At 66.6% G+C, this 18,584-nt stretch carries 16 protein-coding genes; 8 read left to right on the top strand and 8 right to left on the bottom strand.

Going from position 1 to position 18,584, the window contains the following annotated elements; translation table 11 throughout:
• Positions 1–29: 29 nt before the first annotated feature.
• The gene (locus tag KA712_03270; GenBank protein MCG5051958.1) at positions 30–422 is read left to right on the top strand and encodes a response regulator; all 393 of its coding nucleotides are present in this window, start codon (positions 30–32) and stop codon (positions 420–422) included.
• 28 nt (positions 423–450) lie between these two features.
• Here KA712_03270 and KA712_03265 read toward each other — a convergent pair whose 3' ends face one another.
• From KA712_03265 to KA712_03255, 3 genes are all read right to left on the bottom strand, one after another.
• Positions 451–915: a universal stress protein gene (locus KA712_03265; protein ID MCG5051957.1), complete on the bottom strand. Its 465-nt coding sequence runs from the start codon at positions 913–915 to the stop codon at positions 451–453.
• A gap of 153 nt (positions 916–1,068) precedes the next feature.
• Complete coding sequence (locus tag KA712_03260) at positions 1,069–1,863, bottom strand: class I SAM-dependent methyltransferase (GenBank protein MCG5051956.1); 795 nt, start codon at positions 1,861–1,863, stop codon at positions 1,069–1,071.
• Between the two features lie 63 nt (positions 1,864–1,926).
• A complete protein-coding gene (locus tag KA712_03255) occupies positions 1,927–3,492 on the bottom strand; it encodes an AAA family ATPase (protein MCG5051955.1) in 1,566 nt (521 codons plus the stop codon).
• A gap of 159 nt (positions 3,493–3,651) precedes the next feature.
• Here KA712_03255 and KA712_03250 point away from each other — a divergent pair, with 159 nt between their 5' ends.
• Both KA712_03250 and KA712_03245 read left to right on the top strand, forming a co-directional pair.
• A complete protein-coding gene (locus KA712_03250; protein MCG5051954.1) occupies positions 3,652–4,323 on the top strand; it encodes an LON peptidase substrate-binding domain-containing protein in 672 nt (223 codons plus the stop codon).
• Between the two features lie 171 nt (positions 4,324–4,494).
• Positions 4,495–5,895, top strand: coding sequence for a sigma-54 dependent transcriptional regulator (locus KA712_03245; protein ID MCG5051953.1), 1,401 nt, complete (start codon positions 4,495–4,497; stop codon positions 5,893–5,895).
• A gap of 41 nt (positions 5,896–5,936) precedes the next feature.
• On the opposite strand, the gene KA712_03240 is transcribed toward KA712_03245, so the two are convergent.
• Both KA712_03240 and KA712_03235 read right to left on the bottom strand, forming a co-directional pair.
• Complete coding sequence (locus KA712_03240) at positions 5,937–7,325, bottom strand: response regulator (protein MCG5051952.1); 1,389 nt, start codon at positions 7,323–7,325, stop codon at positions 5,937–5,939.
• A 61-nt stretch (positions 7,326–7,386) separates the two neighbouring features.
• Positions 7,387–8,763: a universal stress protein gene (locus tag KA712_03235; GenBank protein ID MCG5051951.1), complete on the bottom strand. Its 1,377-nt coding sequence runs from the start codon at positions 8,761–8,763 to the stop codon at positions 7,387–7,389.
• 291 nt (positions 8,764–9,054) lie between these two features.
• On the opposite strand from KA712_03235, the gene KA712_03230 reads away from it, so the two are divergent.
• Together KA712_03230 and KA712_03225 are read left to right on the top strand one after the other, a co-directional pair.
• Complete coding sequence (locus tag KA712_03230) at positions 9,055–9,450, top strand: HPF/RaiA family ribosome-associated protein (GenBank protein MCG5051950.1); 396 nt, start codon at positions 9,055–9,057, stop codon at positions 9,448–9,450.
• A 97-nt stretch (positions 9,451–9,547) separates the two neighbouring features.
• Positions 9,548–10,000 (top strand): DUF2721 domain-containing protein, encoded by a 453-nt coding sequence (locus KA712_03225; protein MCG5051949.1) that lies wholly within the window; start codon positions 9,548–9,550, stop codon positions 9,998–10,000.
• A gap of 117 nt (positions 10,001–10,117) precedes the next feature.
• On the opposite strand, the gene KA712_03220 is transcribed toward KA712_03225, so the two are convergent.
• The 3 genes from KA712_03220 to KA712_03210 all read right to left on the bottom strand — a co-directional run bounded on the left by KA712_03220 (position 10,118) and on the right by KA712_03210 (position 13,527).
• Entirely contained in the window at positions 10,118–12,247 is a 2,130-nt protein-coding gene (locus KA712_03220) for a hypothetical protein (protein ID MCG5051948.1), read from the bottom strand.
• A gap of 296 nt (positions 12,248–12,543) precedes the next feature.
• Complete coding sequence (locus KA712_03215; GenBank protein ID MCG5051947.1) at positions 12,544–12,765, bottom strand: hypothetical protein; 222 nt, start codon at positions 12,763–12,765, stop codon at positions 12,544–12,546.
• A gap of 30 nt (positions 12,766–12,795) precedes the next feature.
• Positions 12,796–13,527 carry a phosphoadenylyl-sulfate reductase gene (locus KA712_03210; GenBank protein ID MCG5051946.1) on the bottom strand — a complete coding sequence of 244 codons (732 nt, stop codon included), beginning with the start codon at positions 13,525–13,527 and terminating at the stop codon, positions 12,796–12,798.
• Positions 13,528–13,644: 117 nt separating this feature from the next.
• On the opposite strand from KA712_03210, the gene larA reads away from it, so the two are divergent.
• The 3 genes from larA to KA712_03195 are packed head-to-tail and all read left to right on the top strand — an operon-like array spanning position 13,645 to position 18,563.
• A complete protein-coding gene (gene larA, locus KA712_03205; GenBank protein ID MCG5051945.1) occupies positions 13,645–14,922 on the top strand; it encodes a nickel-dependent lactate racemase in 1,278 nt (425 codons plus the stop codon).
• A gap of 3 nt (positions 14,923–14,925) precedes the next feature.
• Positions 14,926–16,005, top strand: coding sequence for a histidinol-phosphate transaminase (gene hisC, locus KA712_03200; protein ID MCG5051944.1), 1,080 nt, complete (start codon positions 14,926–14,928; stop codon positions 16,003–16,005).
• Positions 16,002–18,563 carry a c-type cytochrome gene (locus KA712_03195; GenBank protein ID MCG5051943.1) on the top strand — a complete coding sequence of 854 codons (2,562 nt, stop codon included), beginning with the start codon at positions 16,002–16,004 and terminating at the stop codon, positions 18,561–18,563. Before hisC ends, KA712_03195 begins: the two co-directional genes overlap by 4 nt.
• Positions 18,564–18,584 lie beyond the last annotated feature (21 nt).

The following is an 18,584-nucleotide window of genomic DNA, read 5'->3' as shown; positions in this document are numbered from 1 at the left end:
ACCGCCCAAAGCCCATGCGTGCCCAACTCATGCCGCGCCGAATCCTCGTGGTCGACGACCATGTGGAGTTGGCTGAGAACATCGCCGAGATTCTCGACGGTGAGGGCTACACCACCGCGGTGGCAGAGTCGGCCGAAGCCGCTTTGGCCTGCGTGCCCGCCGCACGCTTCGATGCGCTCATCACCGACTACCGCTTGCCGGGCTTGAGTGGGGCCGACTTGATCAGCACGCTGATGCAGCAAGGACGCAGCCTCCCGGCCGTGGTCATGAGCGCCTACACCGACCCGCACACCATAGCGCTTGCGCGCTCGGCGGGCGCGCGCTTGGTGCTGCCCAAGCCCGTGGACATCGAGAGCTTGCTTACCGCCTTGCGCGACATCCTCCGCACCGGCGCGGACGCCGCTCCTCTCGAGGCGCGCTGAGAGCGCTCAGCGAACGCTCAGCGAACGCTTAGCGAACGATGGTGACGGTTCGGGTCGCCAGCGAGGCCACCCGATCCCCCACCGAGCCCAGCATGATGCGCGGCACGGGGCCGTGACCGTGCGCGCCCAGAACGATCATCTCGGCGTCGGCATCTTCAGCTTCGCCGCAAATGGTCTCAGGCACAGGGCCCGCCAACAAGATGCGATCGGCGCTCTCGAGACGAAGGTCGCGACAAAGCTCTTCCAGCACCAACTGCCCCTCGCGCAAGCGTGATTCGATCCAATCCTGCTCGGACAGCTGAAGGCGGCTGGCCATGGGCTCGGTGAGAGGCTCCACCACGTGCAGCAGCGCCAAGCGCAGATTGAACGCATCGGCGATCCGACTTGCGACCTCCGCCACCTTTCGTGAAAACGACGATCCGTCCACGGCGGCCAACACGGGACGCGCAGACGAAGGGTGTTTCGAGCTCGAGGACGAGGACAGTGTCGACATGGGTCGGCGGCGATGGGGCTTTCGGCCCCGGCTCGGGGCCATTTGATGCAAACTGCATACCTGCAAAGGAACCCCTTGCCGCCAAGGCTCTCCGCAACCACTGCGTCGCGCCTAAAAATAGGCGCAGGATTTTCGCGATTTCGCCTTTGTGAATCACTCCCGACGGAGCACGGCGATCACGTCGGCGCGATCCTCCCCGAAGCGGGCATGGTGGTCGGGGTCGTAGTCGAAATCGTGGGTGTCGACGTGCCTGAGCGAAGGCACTTTGGCGATCAACGTCAGGAACTGAGCGCGGCTGTAGGTGCGAAAGTGCCAGTTCGTCTCGAAACGCTTGGCCGACCCCTTCCCCCGGACAGGTCGTACCACCAGCCGCGAACGCGCCCGTTCGAGCCGGGTCCGGCGCTCCGGCGGCCAGATCTGGATGTTGCACGTGACATGGTCATCACCCCGGCTTTGCACCCAGCGTTCGCGCTCGGCGTTGGTGCGATCGTAATCGGTGAGGTGAAATCCCAGCAGATAAACACCGCCCGGGCGCAGGCAGGCCGCCACACGCTCGAGATGCGCCTGGGCGTCGGTCTCGGTCAGCAGGTATTTGAAGGTGCTGACCAAACAAAACGCCATGTCGAAGCGGCTCTTGTAGGAAAACCCCTGCATCGTCTGTGTCGACAAATGAACCCGCGCCCCGTAGGCCCGCGTCCGGGCCCTCGCGAACGCGATCATGCCCTCGCTGGCATCGAAGCCACTGACCGAAAACCCTCGTTTGGCCATGGCGGCCACCAAACGCCCCGAGCCGCACGCGGGCTCGAGCAAACGCCCCGTGGGACGCCTGACGTGCCGCGCGTGGAGGGCCTGCAAGAACGCAGCTTCTTTCTGGGTGTCCTCGTCGAAGACGATGTCGTAGTAAAGAGGGGTCTCGTACCAGTCGAAGGGCGCGTAGGTCTCAGCCATTCGAGGGGCATCCTGCCCGCAGGCGTACCGCTTCAGCAAGCCCGCATCGTGAGCGGGGGCCGATTAGCCGCTGGCAAGCCTTGCCGTCACCGCCGCGAGCGCGTCCGCCAGCGGCTGCTCGGTGTCCACGCGTAGGTGCACGGCCGCTGGCAGTTCGCTCAGGGGCTCGAAGGTACGCAGCAGGTCGTCGAGCTGGGCCTCGCGCGCGTCCGAGACCCCTGGCCGCGCCTGCCGCGCCCGCAGCCGGGCGCGCAGCACGCTCTCCTGGCACGTCGCTTCGACGAAGAGAAAAGGTACACCCTGCGCCGTGGCCAGGGCCCGGGCCTCGTCCCGCCAGGCGCGGCTGCGAAACGTGGCATCGAGCACGACGGGGCGGTGGCTCTCGAGCACCAACGTGGCATGCGCCCGCATCGCCTGCAGGGTGGCGTCCGAAAACGCCGCGGTGTAGTGGGCCGGCGCCGCTTGCTGGTCGGGCGACACACCCGCCAGGGCCTTGCGGGTATGGTCAGAGGAGATCACGGGCCCCACGATCGCCCGCGCAAGCGCTTCGGCCACGACACTCTTACCGGCCCCCACCAAACCGCCCACGCAGATCACGGCCGGGCGGCCCGTGTGGTGATCGTGACCGGCGCGTTCGGCCAGCGCGAAGAGCCGCCGCGCCTCGTCCCGCTTGCGCCTGCGCACGTGAGCAGGCGCTCCCACCGCCGTCAGCGCGGCCACCTTCGCCCGCACGGCGGCCCTGTACATCACGAACGTATCGATGAGCGGGTAAAACCCATAGTCCTGCAACGCCCGCGCAAAACACGACCACAACCACGCGGCAAGATCAGCCCGCCCCGCATCCTCGAGCTCCATCGCGAAGAACGCCACATCGAGCGCCATGTCGGACCCGCGGAACGCCGGCTCGAACTCCACGGCGTCGATCACGACGGGCACGAGCGCATCGCCCTCGAAATACACGTGCTCGAGGCGCAGATCCCCGTGGCCGTCTCGCACCGCGCCCCCGTCATGACGGGCGTCGAGCCGTGGCAGCAGCTTTTCGAGGTGGGACGCGGCGTGGGCACGCAACCGCGCAATGGACCGCGCAGGTGCAGGGAATTCCGGCACGCGCGCGATCTCGTCGAAGTTGTCGAGCACCAGCGCCCGCAACCGCTCGGGCGTCCCGAAAGCAGATGCCAGCGGGGCGCACCGATAAAACGCTGCCAGACGTTGCGCCAGCGCGGCGAGGTGTTCCGGCGAAAGGGCGTTGCGCGCCAGGCGTTCACGGCACGAGTCAGCATCGTTCAGGCGACGCATGCGCACCGCGTGCTCCACGACCTCGCCCGGACCCACGAAGGAGAGCTTGCCCTGCGCTCGATACACGGGCACGACGCCGCCATAAACATCGGGAGCAAGCCGCGTGTTCAAGCGCACTTCCTCTTCGCAGGCATGCCGCCGTTGCTCTGGCGAAGAGAAGTCGACGAAAGCGTAGCGCACGGGGCGCTTCAGCTTGAAGACGTCCCTTCGGCCCCTGAGCACCCATGAGATGTGCGTGGTGATGAGCTCGACATCACCTCCCCCTTGCGCGGGAAAGGCGGCCGGCGAGCAGAGCTGCTCGACCTCGTGCGCGAAGGCCTCGTCCGTCTCCATGTGCCAACCCTCCTCGCTTCATAGCACCCTCCCCCCGGCTCTTGGGCCCGGCGTGCACAGGGCATGGTTATTGCTTTGTGCCTCTGCGGGTCATGGGACGCGAGAGCCTTCCCGGCGACGACGAGGAAGACCTGCGCGAACAGGAAAGGGCACGGGCCAATGAATTCCGGTGAGGTGTGCGAAGACATAATGCCCGTCGTGGGGGTGGCCAGCACGGTGCTGTTTCCGGGGATGACCTGCACGCTTCTGCTCGGAACCCTGAGGGCTTACGGGGCCGTTCGCGAAGCCCACCGTACGATCGGCCCGGCTCACGTCGCCGTGTGTTCCGTGCCCGACCGTGAGGCCGACCCCACGCACGAAGGGCCGGCCCCCTTGTGTCCCACCGGCGTGCTCGCGCGGGTCTTTCGCCTGCGCCAGCACGAGACCGGGCTGTGGATCGCCGACTTTCGTGCGCAGGCCCGGGTGCATGTGACGCAGTTTCTGCGGGAACACCCCTTCCGCTTGGCCCGCGTGAAGGAGGCGTTCGACGAAAGCGAAGAGACGGCCTCGCTGGAGGCGCTCGTCGACTTGGCACGCGAGCGCCTGTGCCAACTCAAGCGCCAAAGTCCCGCGTGCAGCATGGCTGCCGAGGTGTTGGCGGCCCTCGTGGCGGCGCAGCACCTTCACGCCCGCATCGCCGCCCTCATGGGCTGCCTGACGCTCTTGCCCCTTGCAGAACGGCAAGCGGCGCTCGAGTCGAACCGGGTCTCCGCCCGGCTCGAATGCGTGCTGAACACCCTCGAAGCGCGCTTGGACCCGCTCGCCCGCCCCGCGGGCCCCCGCCCCTCCTGACGCGTCGTGCGCGCGGCGGCCGCCCCGCAGGACTTTCGGAGGGAGTGACGCAGCGGCGCAGGAGCTGCCACACGCACCCGGTCAAACGCAGCCTTTGCGTGTTTGGGGGTCAAAACAGGCTCAAAATCGCGGCCTCGTTTTCGCATAATGGCCCTGCGAAAGCCGAAACAAATGCAGCGAGCCAGAATTCTCATCGTCGACGACGAAGCCAACGCCCGCAACGCTCTGTCGGAGCTCCTCAAGGAAGAGGGGTACGCGGTGGAGACCGCCGCCGATGGGTTCAAGGCCCTCGGCAAGATGGCCGAGTTCGGCCCCGACCTCGTGCTGACGGACCTGAAGATGCCCGGCATGGACGGGCTCGAGCTTTTGCGCCGCACACACGAGATGCGCGAAGACGTCGTGGTGGTCGTGATGACGGCCTTCGGCGCGGTGGAGACCGCGGTGACGGCGATGCGCAACGGCGCCGCCGACTACCTCACCAAGCCCATCAACATGAACGAGCTTCTGTTGGTGTTGAATCGTGAGCTCGAGCATTTGCGCCTGCGGCGCGAGGCCGGCAACCTCAAGCAACGCCTGGCCGAGCGCTACAGCTACGAAAACATCATCGGCAACGCGCCCGTGATGCAGGAGATCTTCAAGATGGTCACGCAGGTGGCGTCCTCGCGGGCTTCCGTGTTGATCACCGGCGAATCCGGCACAGGCAAGGAGCTCATCGCCGCCGCCATTCACCAGCGCAGCCCGCGGGCCGCAGGGCCGTTCGTAAAACTGCATTGCGCGGCGCTGGCCGAGACGCTGCTCGAAAGCGAGCTCTTTGGTCACGAACGGGGGGCCTTCACGGGCGCGCTGGGGCGGCGCGACGGGCGTTTCATGCAAGCCAACAAGGGCACCTTGTTCCTGGATGAAATCGGCGAGATCTCCCCCTCGACACAGGTCAAGCTGCTGCGCTTTCTGCAGGAGCACGAGTTCGAGCGGGTCGGGGGCAACGAGACCATCCGCGTGGACGTAAGGGTCATCGCTGCCACCAACCGGGATCTCAAGGCGGAGGTGGCGGGCGGGCGATTCCGCGAGGATCTGTACTACCGGCTGAACGTCATCAACCTGGAGATGCCTCCGCTTCGGGCCCGCACATCGGACATTCCGCTGCTCTCCACATACTTTCTGCGCAAGTACGCCGCAGAGAACGAGCGCGTAGCAGACCGGGCCATCGAGGGGTTCACCGACGAGGCGCTCGAATACCTGGTGAACTATCCGTGGCCGGGCAACGTGCGCGAGCTCGAAAACACGATCGAACGCGCGGTCGTGATGTGCAACGGCCGCCGCATCGGCGTGGGCGAGCTGCCGCCCCACCTGCGGCCCAAGGAGGGCCGCGGCATCCAGATCCCAGGGTCGACCCTCGAGGAGATCGAGAACTACGCCATTCGCAAGACGCTCGAGATCACCGCGGGTTCGACGAGCAAGGCGGCCGAGATCCTGGGCATCTCCGTGCGCAAGGTGCAGTACAAGCTCCATGAGTACCAGGAAGCCCCAAAAAGCGGGGCTCCGGCCGTCATCTCGACGAGCAAGCCGGACTGAGGCCAGGGCCCGCGGCCTTTCGCGAGGGGCGGGCGCGGGCGTCAGCGCCGTGTGGCCGCAGGCAGCCAGATCGAGAAGCGAGTGCAGCCGGGGTGCGACTTCACCTCGATGGCGCCCCCGTGATCGCCCACGATCCGATGGACCAAAGACAGCCCCAGGCCGGTGCCCTGGGGCTTGGTGGTGAAAAAGGCATCGAAGATCTCGGCCTCGTTCTCGATGCCCACGCCCGTGTCCTCGACCTCGAGCTCGATCCCCTCGCCCACGCTCCGTGTGCGCAGGGTCAAGCGCCCCCCGTCCGGCATGGCCTCGATCGCATTGCGCGCCAGGTTGAGCAGCACCTGGCGGAGGCGCTCCCGATCACCTTCCACAGGCGGAAGTCCCTTGGCCAGCTCCCGCACCACGTGCACATGGTTCTGTTCGGCCTCGGGTTCGAGGAACGAAAGCACGCCCTCGATGACGACGTTGAGCTCGGTCGGTGCCACTTGCAGGGGATGAGGCCGCGCGAACGCGAGGAAGTCGTTCACCAGGCGTTCGAGCCGCTGAATTTCGCTCGTCACCACCTCGGCCACGGGACGTACGGCGGCGTCGCCGCTCTCGCCCCGATCGAGCCGCCGCATGAGCAACGTCAACTGCAGCATGGCGGCGTTGAGCGGGTTGCGGATCTCGTGCGCCAAACCTGCCGCCATCGTCCCCACGGCGGCCAAGCGCTCTGCACGCAGCGTGCGTCGCGCCATCTCTTGTTCGCGGGTCACGTCGATCCCCACGGCGTAGGTCACGGGATCGTTCGACGTGCTCGCCGCCGTCTCCCAGCGCACGAGGATCTCACCATCGTTCGCGGTGGGGATGGCCGAGGGCCCCTCGCCGTGAATGAACGTTCGGCCATCTCGGCCCAGCATGCGCTCTCTGCCAAGCCCGGTCACTTTTTCGAGCCAGCGGTTCCACAGCATGATGCGGCCCTCGGCGTCGAGGCCCAGCACGAAGGCCGGAACGGCTTCGACCACCTCACGGTGGCGACGCTCGCTGCGCTCGAGCTCCAGCCTCAGCCTTTCGCGTTCGGACACCAGCGAGGCGCGCGCCAGCGCCTGGTTCACCGTATCGATGAGCCGCGCGGGATCGAAGGGCTTGACGACGAACGCGAAGGCGCCGTCGCCCACGGCGGCGATGGCGCTTTCGACCGTGGCATCGCCCGTGATCATGATGACCTGAACGAAAGGCTGTAGATCCCGGAGCCGGCGGGCAAGCTCGCTGCCGCTGCCGTCGGGAAGGCGCACGTCGACCAGCGCAACGGCCCAGGCCCCTCGCCGTGCGGCGGACAGAGCCTCCCCGGCCGTCGACACGGTGGTGCCGCGGGCGCCGAGGGTCTCCACGATCTCGAGCAGATTGTCGGCGAGGGCTTCGTCGTCGTCGACGATGAGAACGCTGGGCTCCATGGCCCCCACGATCGGGCAAGCGACGCCGGCTGTAAAGCCGCGCCGCACCCGATGGCCGCGCTCAACCTCGTTTTCCGCGCACCACGAAAACGGGCTTGTCCGAGCCCTCGAGGATCGCCTGCGTCACGGAGCCCATGAGCGCGCGCCCCAGGCCCGTACGGCCATGAGACGCGACCACCAAGGCGTCAATACCGAGGCGCGTGGCCACCTGCAGCACGATCGTGGGAGGCCGCCCCCCATCGATGACGTGCACCTCGGTCTTCACGTGACGGCCCGCAACGCCCGCTGGCACGAGGCTCTGCAACGTCTTCTGCAGCTCAGCCTCGCGCGGCGAGCCGGCGAGTGCGCCCCGTGCCGTGTCGGGCGCCGACAAGGGGGTTGGCACGTGCCGTTCATGCACGTGAACCAGGTGCACCGTGCCGCCGTCGTCGACCAGGCTGTAGGCGTAGGGCACCGCCGCGTTGCCAAGCGGCGAGAGATCGGTGGCCACGAGGACCTCGCGCAGACGGGGCACGATGGCCTCGGCAGGCGCCGGCTCCGCGCCCGGCACGCACAGCACGGGCACGCTGGCCGCATGCAACGTGGGCTGGAGGGTGGCGCCCAGCCACATGCGTTTGAGGCCGCGTCGCTGATGGGTGCCAAGCACGAGCACGTCGGCGTTGAGGTCCGAGGCCGCGAAAGCCAGGTGCCCGCCCAACTCACCCCAGTTGGCGGCAATCTCGTAGTCCACGCGTCCTTGACCGGGCAGCTCGCCCACGAAGGCCTCGAGGTCGCGCCGGATGACGGCCACCGTGGTCGGGTCGGCGTCGTCGAGCGCTTCGGCCGTCGTGATGCCCAGCCGCGAGAGCTGCTCGGGTGGCCAATAAAAGTGTACGAAAGTGAGATCACACGGGGTCGCAGCCCGTAGCCGCTTGACCCAGGCCAAGCCATGCGCGGAGGCGTTGCTCATGTCGAGCGCCACGGCCACGTGCAAGGGCCGCTCACCCTTGGCCCACGCGATCAGGTTCTCGTCTCCGTGGCGCCGCGCCACCAGCACGGGCCGGTCGGCCTCGCGTACCAGCCGTTCGGCCACACTCCCCACGAAGAACCGCGACACCGCGTTGCGCCCGTGGGTCCCCACCACGATGAAGCGCGCGTCCAGCTCGTGTCCCAGTTTGGCGATCGCGTCGGCCGCCACGCCCCGTACCAAGCGAAGCTCCGCCGCGTGCCCTTGCTCCCGCAGGCGGGCGCCCAGGTGGTCCAGGCTGGCTTGAGCCTTCTGCGCGAGGGAGCGCTCGAGCGCGTCCACGTCCACGGCAAAGTCGGGCGATGTGACGACAGGCGGCTCCTGGGCGAAGGCCACGACCAGCTGATCTCCCAGCCGATGAGCCAACGCGGCAGCAAGTTCCACGGCGTGTTCGGCGGGCTTCGAAAAATCAGTGGCGACAAGGATGTTCATGGCACCACGGAGAGGAGCATGTGGCGTGCCAAGGCGTTGTGTAAGTCCTGGCCGGGCGGCCCCGGGCGAAGGGCGAAACCTGTGCGTTACACGCACACGGGACCGCAAAGCTTGCGCGTGGTCCCGTCGAGGCCCGGGCGCCTCGCAAAACCTTTGACGCAAAGGCTGCACCGAAACGGTGGGCATTCGCAGAGGCTGCGGCCGAAAAGGCCGGAAAGGCCCGGAAATCCCAGGCGTTTGCGTCAGCCTGCGTTGGCACGGATGTCGCAAAACTCCAAAGCGGAGGTTCCGATGACAGAGGCAATCCAGATCGTATTTCGCGACATTCCCCCTTCTGCCACCCTGGAGGCCAACATCCGTCGGAAAGTCGAGCGTTTGTTTCGGCTGCACGAGGGTCTTACCGCTTGTCGGGTGACGGTTGAACGGCCGCACCTTCACCACCACAAGGGCAGCCACTACCAGTTCCGCGTCGAGATGCACCTTCCGGGCGCCGAGCTGGTGGCGGGCAAGGACCACGACGTGGACAACACCCACGACAACCCTTACGTGGCGGCGCGTGACACCTTCCGCACGGCACGCCGGCTCCTGCAAGAGCACGTGCGCAAGCACCGGGCGGCAGGGCGCCAACACGAGCGTGTGGGTGAGATCTTGGCCAAAGACGAAGCGCTAGCTGCAGCGGTCGCCTGACCCCTGCACGAGCTCCTCGCAAGACGCAGGCCCCGGTGGCTCGTTCCCCGGGGCCTCGTCGTTTCTGTCATGCTCCCCGGTATGCGAGGGGCGCATCATGAATCCTGAGATGTCGTTGGGAACGCCGGCGCTCTTGTTTCCGGCCATCTCGCTCTTGCTGCTCGCGTATACGAACCGCTTTCTCGCTCTGGCCAGCGTGGTGCGCGGCCTTCACGCGCGCTACCGCGAAAACGGCGATCGGGCGTTGCTGGGGCAGATTCACAACCTGCGCACACGCCTCGACCTCATTCGCCGCATGCAGGCCACCGGCGTCTTCAGCCTGCTCATCTGTGTGGTCTGTATGTTCGCGCTGTTCGCCGGGTTCCCGCACCTTGGTCAGGGACTCTTCGCGCTCAGCTTGGTGACGATGATGGTCTCGTTGGCCATATCGGTGCGCGAGATTCAAATCTCCACGGTGGCTCTGAAGATCCAGCTAAGCGATCTCGAACACGAGACCCCGGTCACCGCCCCCGACCCTCGCGAGACCTCCGAGGTGCGACCTCTACCGTGAGGGCGGGGGGCGGAACAGGCCCTGCACCGTCCGTCCTTGCCCAACGGGCCACAGAAGAACTTCCCCGCCTGGGAGACGCGTGGACTCCAGGCGGGGTGCTCGAAGTACGCCCGGTCGTTACTCGCCGGCCCTCCAGTCGAGCAGGCTTTGGTGCTTGGGTGCAAAGTCCTGGTCGAGGAACTCTAGGCCCCCCCATGCGCCGTATTTCCCTGGAGCCGCGACGAACGAGAACTGCATGGCCATACTCACCCCGTACTGGTCGAGCAGTGTGAGGTATCGGTCATAAAGATCGCCCATGCGCTGATCCCTGTTGGCGGCGATCATGTTGGCCACGAATGTGGCGTCGTTCTGCACACTGGCGTCCACCCCCTTGACTGACTGGCCTGCTTCGATCGCCCAGATCTGCACGCCGTACGCCTTCCCCAAACTCTGAAGCTGCACCAGTCGGTTCACCACCGTGCCCTCGAGGTGCGTGCGCGCGTCTTCGAGGATCTGATCCACGCCGGGCGCGCCTGCGCCGAGGTCAGTACCACGGTAGAACTTCCCGAAATACGGGGCAATGGACAGGCCCTGCGCGCGGAGGCCCCGAGGGTTGATCTCCGCGTCCGCGAGCTCGGCAAGACGCCGATCGTTGACGTAATTGTTGGCAGCCTGTCCGCCGAGTGGCAAACGCACCCGCGTCTCGAAAGCAGCACCAAAGACGTCCGCGAAAAGTTCCCACACACGGACCTGCTGACGAACGGCAAAGCGCTGAAGGGCGTCCGTGGGCGTAAGCCAGGGATAGAGTGCGGCGCCGGCAGCGGCAACGTGTTTTCCTTGAGCAAACTGGGTGTTCCAGGTCTCATTCGAGTACTCCACGTAGGCCAGCAGGCCCGGAGCGAGCTCGTCGCGGATCATCGCGGCCATCTCCAGCACGAAATCATCGGAGGCGAGGTGAGGCACGTTGAACCAACAGTCGCTTTGCAGCTCGTTGCACAGCGCGATCATGTACTCGAGCGCCACGCCGTGATCGGTCTGCGTGTACCATTCGGTTCCTGGCCGATCTTGCCAGTGCACGAGATCGCTTCCGTTCGTCTCGGCCCAGTCCATGAAGCGCACCGGCGAAAAGCCACGTAGCCTCTCTACGAAGAGGGGCTCGAACACCGGTACGCTGCTTGCCCCCAAATGACGGCTGTGAAGAACGCGAAGGTTCCGAAGCGGGTTGCTGGCGGAGGTTTCGTAAATCTCGAGGTACGTTTGAATCGGGTTGCCGTAGTCGACGTTGCTGGCCACCGCCTCCAGGGTGCGGCTTCCCGGACCCGAGGCATTCACCAAGTGATTGAACCCGGCCCCTCGCACCCGAAAACGGCCACTGCCCTCGAAGAACAGCACGTAGGTCCCAGACTCGGGCAAGCGAAACGTGGTGTGCACCATCTGGGACTTGGCAGCTCCCGGAGGTGTGAAGGGCACTGCAAGGGGCCATCCGTTTGCGTCGATTGGCAAAGCGCCGCCAAGCTTCGTATCCCACGCGCCGGTTCCGTCGCTGTTGCGCGTGCTCCAGGCGCGGGCATGCTTGAACTTGTCTACGAAGGGGAGGTCCGTGCTGTAGTCCACGACGCCGCTCAAGTTCATTCCCACTTGAAGACGCGTTTTGGGCGTTTGTCCCAACCTGCCACCCAACGAAAACGACGTGAGCGACGTGGGTTTGTTTCGGTACTGGCTTCCGAATGCATAGATGCGGATCTCGAGGGGCTCGGTCAGAGCATTCCAGGCCGCCGTCGCCGGTAACTGGAACGCGAAGGATCGAGGCGCGCCCTCGGACTTCTTCATTGTCGGAGATACGAACACAGCCGCGTCTGCGGAGAAGCCGGTGTGGCTGGTGAAGACGGCGTAGGAAACGGGTGCGTTCCATTCGAGCCGGTCGACACCGAACGACACCGGGGCGCCGGACAGGTCGAGCCACCCAGAGGCCGCAGGTGCCACAGTCACACTCACATAGTGCCCAAGCGACACGGCCTCGGCCAAAGTCGTGGGCGTGGCGTTGGCGTTGATCAGGAACGCAAAGAGGTTGTCGTGTCCGAGTGCTGCCGGCACCTGAGGCGACCTCGTCCATCCGGTGTTCGAAACGCCCTCAGCCAACTGCGTCGTTTTCGACCAAGGCGTGTTGACCGCCGGCTGCGTGCCCACGAAATCGGACACCATGAGTGGCTCCGCAGCGCGGGCGCTCGAGAGGGTTCCGCCTTCGAGTGCGAGCAGGGCCGCTGCCACAACGGCGACCTGCGTTCGTCCGAGACTGCGAGTTATCCGGGTCCGTCCCAATTCCCTATTCATCGATTTACCTGCCGTTCGTTCTTAGCTGGCTGTCCGTCGAGACAACCACGGTTCCATCACGGGCATCTCGGGATGCCCACCACCGCGGCCTGTGCGAAACAACGGGGCCACTGGAACGAACGGGATCCTTCGAACGTCGCGGGGGTGCGTCACGATAAAGCGCGTCATCCCGCACGTCCACTGATCCCGGCGAAGTCGCCAGATCGCTAGCCACCCCGCCCGCTCTCACGCCCTCATTCGACCCGCAGGCCGGGCGTACCATCACGGTTGCCGGGGATCGAGCCCACGTCGAGTCCCGAGGGGTCTTCCTCCTCGCACCCACCGCCCGTCGCGGCGCCCGAGGCACACCGCCTTTGCGCCTCGCCCTTGCGGCTGAGCAGCCACACCCCGGCAAGACAGAGCAGCCCCGCAAAGCAGAGAAGCAACCAGCGTTGCCGGCGGGGCGCAAGGACCATCGGGACACGCGCGCAGGAACGCCGACCCCGCTACTGTCCGCCGCCGTCCTTGACCGGGTGAAGCCCACATTCCTTGCTCGCCGGGTCCTCCCACCACCAACGGCCCGCACGGGGGTGGTCTCCTGCGGCCACGGCGCGTGTGCACGGTGCGCAGCCGATGGAGGGGTAGCCGCGATCGTGCAAGGGATGTAGGGGCACCCGGTTCGTTTTGGCGTAGGCCCGCGTTTCGGCTTCCGACCACGAGATGATGGGGTTCAACTTGGCGATGCCACCGTGCCCTTCGTCAAACTCCACCTCGGGGGTTTCGCCGCGGGTCACGGATTGTTCGCGCCGGAGCCCCGTCACCCAGGCGTCGAGCGCCCCCAGGGCGCGCCCGAGGGGCTCGACCTTGCGCAGGCCACAGCATTCATGCCGGTTGTCGAGTGACTCCATGAAACTGAACAGCCCCTTGCGACGCTCGAGGGTCTCGACGGCCTCACGGGCGGGAAAATACCACTCGATCTCCAGCCGATACTTGTCCCGGACCCGCTCGGCGGTTTGGTAGGTCTCTTCAGGCAAGCGCCCCGTGTCGAGCGCAAATACGCGGACCTTCGGCGCCAGCTTGGCGGCCATGTCGATCACCACACAGTCCTCGATCGAGAAGCTGGACGCGATCGCCAAGGTGTCTGCGAAGCGTTCGAGAGCCCACGCCAGCACCTCTTGAGGGGGGCGGCCGGAAAGCCGCTCCTGGGCGGCGCCGATTTCTTGAGCCGAGGGTTTCATGGGGGACCGTTTATAGCGCAGATCACCGCCGAAGCCCCGCTCGCGCACGGAGTCGTTCGGCTTTTCATGCTACGTTTTTTCTCCCCCCACCGGCCCCCCTCGGGCCCCGCTCTCCCCATGAAAATCACTCTACCGTACGGAAACACTGACCTCGCCGTCGAGGTGCCGGGCCGGAACGTTCGCGTCATCGAGCCCACGTTCACCGCCGGCCTTCCGGACGAAGCCGCGGCGTTCCAGCAGGCCGCGCGGACCCCCATCGGGCGACCGCCGCTGCGCGAGGTGGTCAAGCCCGGCGAGCGTCTGGCGGTGGTGATTCCCGACGGCACCCGCCCCCTGCCCTCCGACCGCTTGTTGCCCTGGCTTTTCGCCGAGCTCTCGCACGTGCCGGACGACCACATCACGATCATCAACGGCACGGGCTCACACCGGGCCAACACGCCCGAGGAGCTGGCGAAGATGGTGGGGGCGGACGTTCTGCGGCGCTATCGCGTGGTGAACCACGACGCCTTCGAGCCCAAGAGCCTCGCCGAGGCGGGGCGGGGCCCGAACGGCCAGCCCGTTTACATGAACCGCCACTACGTGGACGCCGAGCGCCGCATCGTGCTGGGCTTCATCGAGCCTCACTTCATGGCGGGCTTTTCGGGCGGCTACAAGGGCGTGTTCCCGGCGGTGGCCGACCTGGCCACCATCATGCACTACCACCGGGCGCAGGTGATTGGCGATCCCCGCAGCACCTGGGGCCAGCTCCACGACAACCCCACCCAGGACCAGATCCGCACTTATGGCAGCCTGCTGCCCGTCGACTTCTTGCTCAACGTCACGTTGAACCGCAAGCGTGAGATCACGCAGTTCTTCTGTGGCGATCCCATAGCTGCACACGAAGCCGGCTGTGCCTACGTCAAGCGTACGGCCATGGCCGCCTGCGACCGGGCCTACCCGATCGTGCTCACCAGCAACGCCGGGTTTCCGTTGGATCAGAACCTCTACCAGACCGTCAAAGGCATGTCGGCCGCCGCACAAATCGTGGAGCCGGGTGGCTTGATTCTGGCGGCTGCCCGGTGCAACGACGGCTTCCCCTCCCACGGCAACTTCCGTGCGTTCCTCACCGAGCACGCCTCCCCCCAGGACCTTCTCGACACCATCAACGCCCCCGGCTTCTCGCGCTTCGATCAATGGCAAGCGCAGCTCTTTGCGCTGATAGCCCTCAAGGCACGCGTGGGCGTCTTCAGTGAAATGCCGGAAGCCGAGCTTCGCGCCGCTCACCTCGAGCCGGTCGCCGACATCGGAGCGCGCCTGAAGCAAGAGCTGGACGCGCGCGGCCCCGATGCGGCCATCGCCGTACTGCCCGAGGGCCCCCTGACCATTCCCTACCTCACCTCGCCGCCGGCGGTTTGAACCATGTCACGCACCTTCACACCCAGCCCCTTGCCTTTTCCCTTGCCGCGCGAGCGGGTCGCCCGCTCCTCCGGCTACACACCGGGCGAGCAGCCGCGCGCTCACCAGAAAATCATCAAGCTCAACACCAACGAAAACCCCTATCCGCCCAGCCCCCGCGTGGCCGAGGCCATCGCCTCGTTCCCCTGCGAGGTGCTGCGCCGGTATCCCTCACCGATGGCCGATCGCTTCCGCGAAGCGGCCGCCGCGCTTTATGGCCTGAGCCCCGCGCAGGTGCTGGCAGGCAACGGCAGCGACGACATCCTGAACATCATCATTCGGGCCTACTTGGATCCGGGCGACGTACTCGCCTACCCAGACCCGAGCTATTCGCTTTACCCTGTTTTGGCCGACATCCACGGCGTGCGCGTGGCCCCCGTGGCCTGGGAGGACGGCTGGACCCTGCCAACCGAAGGGCTGCTGCGCAGCGGGGCCCGCGTGGTGTTCATCACGAACCCGAACGCCCCGAGCGGCACCGTGGTGCCTCTTCGCACGCTCGAGTCGTTCGCTCGGGCCTTTTCGGGCTTGGTGCTGCTCGACGAGGCCTACGTCGAGTTCGCCGAACAAAGCGGACTGCCCCTGCTCGCGTCGTGCCCCAACGTGGTGCTGTCGCGGACCCTCAGCAAGTCCTACAGCCTCGCCGGCCTTCGTTTTGGTTACGCGCTGGGGGCAGCGGAGGTGATGGCGGAGCTTGCCAAGGTGAAAGACAGCTACAACGTGGACGCCCTGTCGATCGCAGCGGCCACGGCGGCGCTTTCCGACCAAGAGTACGCCCGGGGCACGTGGGAAGGGGTCAAAGGCGAACGCAGCCGGTTGGTGGCCGAACTCACAGCGAGGGGCTTCGATGTCATCCCCAGCCAGACGAACTTCGTTTTTGCGCGGCCTCCCCGCGGGGACGGTGGCAGCCTTTATGCGCACCTCAAGCAACAAGGCATCCTCGTGCGCCACTTCGACAAACCTGGGCTGTCGGATCGCATCCGCATCAGCGTCGGAACGCCCGAAGAGAACACCGCACTTCTGGCCGCGTTACCTGATCCCGCATGAGCTGGCGTTTATCCCGTCTGCGAAGCACGCGGCCGTGGGCCGCCTTTCTGTTCGTCGCCGTTGCGCCGGCGGTTCTCACCGCCGCGCGGGTGCCCGCGGGCGCGGCGGATCTGCTGGTCGACGAGCAAGAGCACGATCTCGACGCGCTTCCGCCGGTGCCCGCGCCCTTCCGCATGGCGTTCTTCGCCCGCGAGCCGCTGATCTCGCACCCGGCGGCCCTGGCCTTCGACGCGAAGGGACGGCTCTACGTGGGCGGCGGGCCGCAGTTCCGCAAGCCCACCCCGCAAACACCGCCCGATAGCGTCGTCCTGCTCGAGGACTGCGACGGTGATGGGGTGGCCGAGCGAGCCACCACTTTTGCCAGCGGGTTCAACAGCATCCAGGGGCTGGCGTTCAAGGGAGGCGATCTCTACGTGGCGAACGCCCCCGATTTGACCGTGGTGCGTGACCTCGACGGCGACGACGTGGCCGACGAATACGTGCGCCTTTACGAAGGCTTGAGCCACAACAGACACGGTCTGCACGGGTTGGTCTTCGGGCCCGACGGCTTTTTGTACATGAGCCAGGGGAACAGCCAGGTGCAAAAGCACGCCCCCAAGGCCTTTCGCGACCTGATGGGCATCAGGTCGAACGCTCCCGCGACACAGAAACCCCGGCGGTTTTCCGGCGGCGACTATGCACACACCTTCGTGCCCACCTGGCCCGAAGCCGAAGGCGGGATCTTGCGCGCCCGCCCCGACGGAACGGGACTCGAGATCTTCGCGCGAGGTCTGCGCAATCCGTTCGACATGGACTTCGACGCCAACTTCGATTGGCTCGCCACCGACAACGACGATGGCCCCGAGCACGATCGGGTGATCACGCCCTTTCGGGGCGCTCACTTCGGCAAGCGGCACCCGTGGTACGGGTCATGGACGGGCGAGGACAGCCCGGCCACCGTGCCTCTGTCAGGCCTGTTCCCGAATGCCAACGGGTCCGGGGTGGGCGTCGTCTTCTACACGGCCCCCCAGTGGCCAGAGGCCTTCCGGAACGCCTTCCTCGTTGGCGACTGGATTCGCAAGTCTCTTTACGTCTACCGCCCACAGTGGCAGGGCGCCCAGCGCACGGGTGAGCTTCACGAGCTGTTTTCTGCCCGCGGCACACCGGCCCTGTTTCGTCCCACCGACATGGTCACCGGGCCCGACGGCGCGCTCTACATCGCCGGGTGGGGCTCGCATTACGGCTCGAAGTCTGCGCCCTACCAAAACGGCGACGATACGGCCGCCCTCAACGAGGGCCGCGTGTTCAAGATGTGGAACGGCGCCTCGCCGCTCATCGAGGAAAGCACCTCCGTTCGCCTGCGGCGGGCCCGCCCGCTTGCCTCCTGGACCCTGCACGAGCTCATCGACGATCTCGGCCACTTTCTGCCGGCGCGCGCGGTGCAAGCCCAGGATGAGCTCCTGCGCCGGGGGCAGACCCCCTTCGCGCCGCTGAGGGCTGCCCTGCAAGACGAACGACGGTCCCCCCTCCAAAGGCTGTGGCTGTCCTGGACCCTGGGTCGGCTGCCCCGTGCCGGCAAGGTGGGCAGGCAAGTCGACCACCTCTTCTTGACCACGGCCGCCAACGACCAGGCACCGCTCGAAGGCCGCATACAAGCGCTGCGCATCGTGAGCGCGCGCAGATCACCCCGGCTGCAGGCGTTGGCGCTCGACCTGCTCGACCACGGCGACGCCCGTCTGCGCAGGGAGGCGGCCGAGGCGTTGCGTTTTGGGCCCCGCCCCCCGCGTGCGCGGATCCTCGAGGCCTTGGCGGCCGAGACGGACAGGCTGGTGCGCTACGCCCTGTGGAAGACGCTGGCCGAGCAACACGCCCCCGCGCTTTCGGCGCTGCTGCGTCACCGGGAGCCGCGCGTGGCGGAGGCGGCCTTGCTGGCGCTGCTGGAACGTGATCGCCTGACGATCCCCCAGGTCGAGCGGCTCGTCCGCAACCCCGTGGCGCCCGTGGCCACCCTGGCCCAAAAGTGGCTCGAACGCACGGGCGTAACCACTCCCCCCTTGCCCCCACCGGCCACCCCGCTGGTGCACGAAGCGCTCGACCACGAAACCACGCTCGACGAGGTCCGTGCGCGCTTCGCGCACGCAAACCCCGACAACGGACGGGCGCTGTTCTTCCACCGTAGTGGCCCGGGCTGCTACCTCTGCCACAAGATGGGCAACGATGGCCGCGCCGTGGGCCCCGATCTTTCGGACCTGGCCTCTCGGGCCTCTTACGACTACGTGGCCGAATCGATCCTGGATCCCAACGCCACCCTCATCGAAGGCTTCATGCAAGCACTGGTCACCACGAAGGACGGGCGAGAGTACGCGGGCATGATTCGTGAGGACACGGCCAAGCTGCTGCGGCTTTACCAGGCAGATGGCACCACCGCAGTGATTCCGAAAACGGAGATCGCCCAACGCGAGCTGCTCGACGTCTCGGCCATGCCCTCGGGGTACGGCACCTTCCTGTCGCCGCAAGATGTGGCCGATCTGGTGTCCTGGCTCATGCGGCCCCCGGCGCTGGGCGTCGAACGGCGCTGAGCGCGCGGCCCGCGCACGACC

The organism is Myxococcales bacterium (assembly GCA_022184915.1).
In the GTDB taxonomy this organism is placed as follows: Bacteria; Myxococcota_A; Polyangia; order Fen-1088; family Fen-1088; genus JAGTJU01.
Note: the sequence above shows the minus strand (reverse complement) of the source record. Positions and strands in the feature narration are given on the sequence as shown.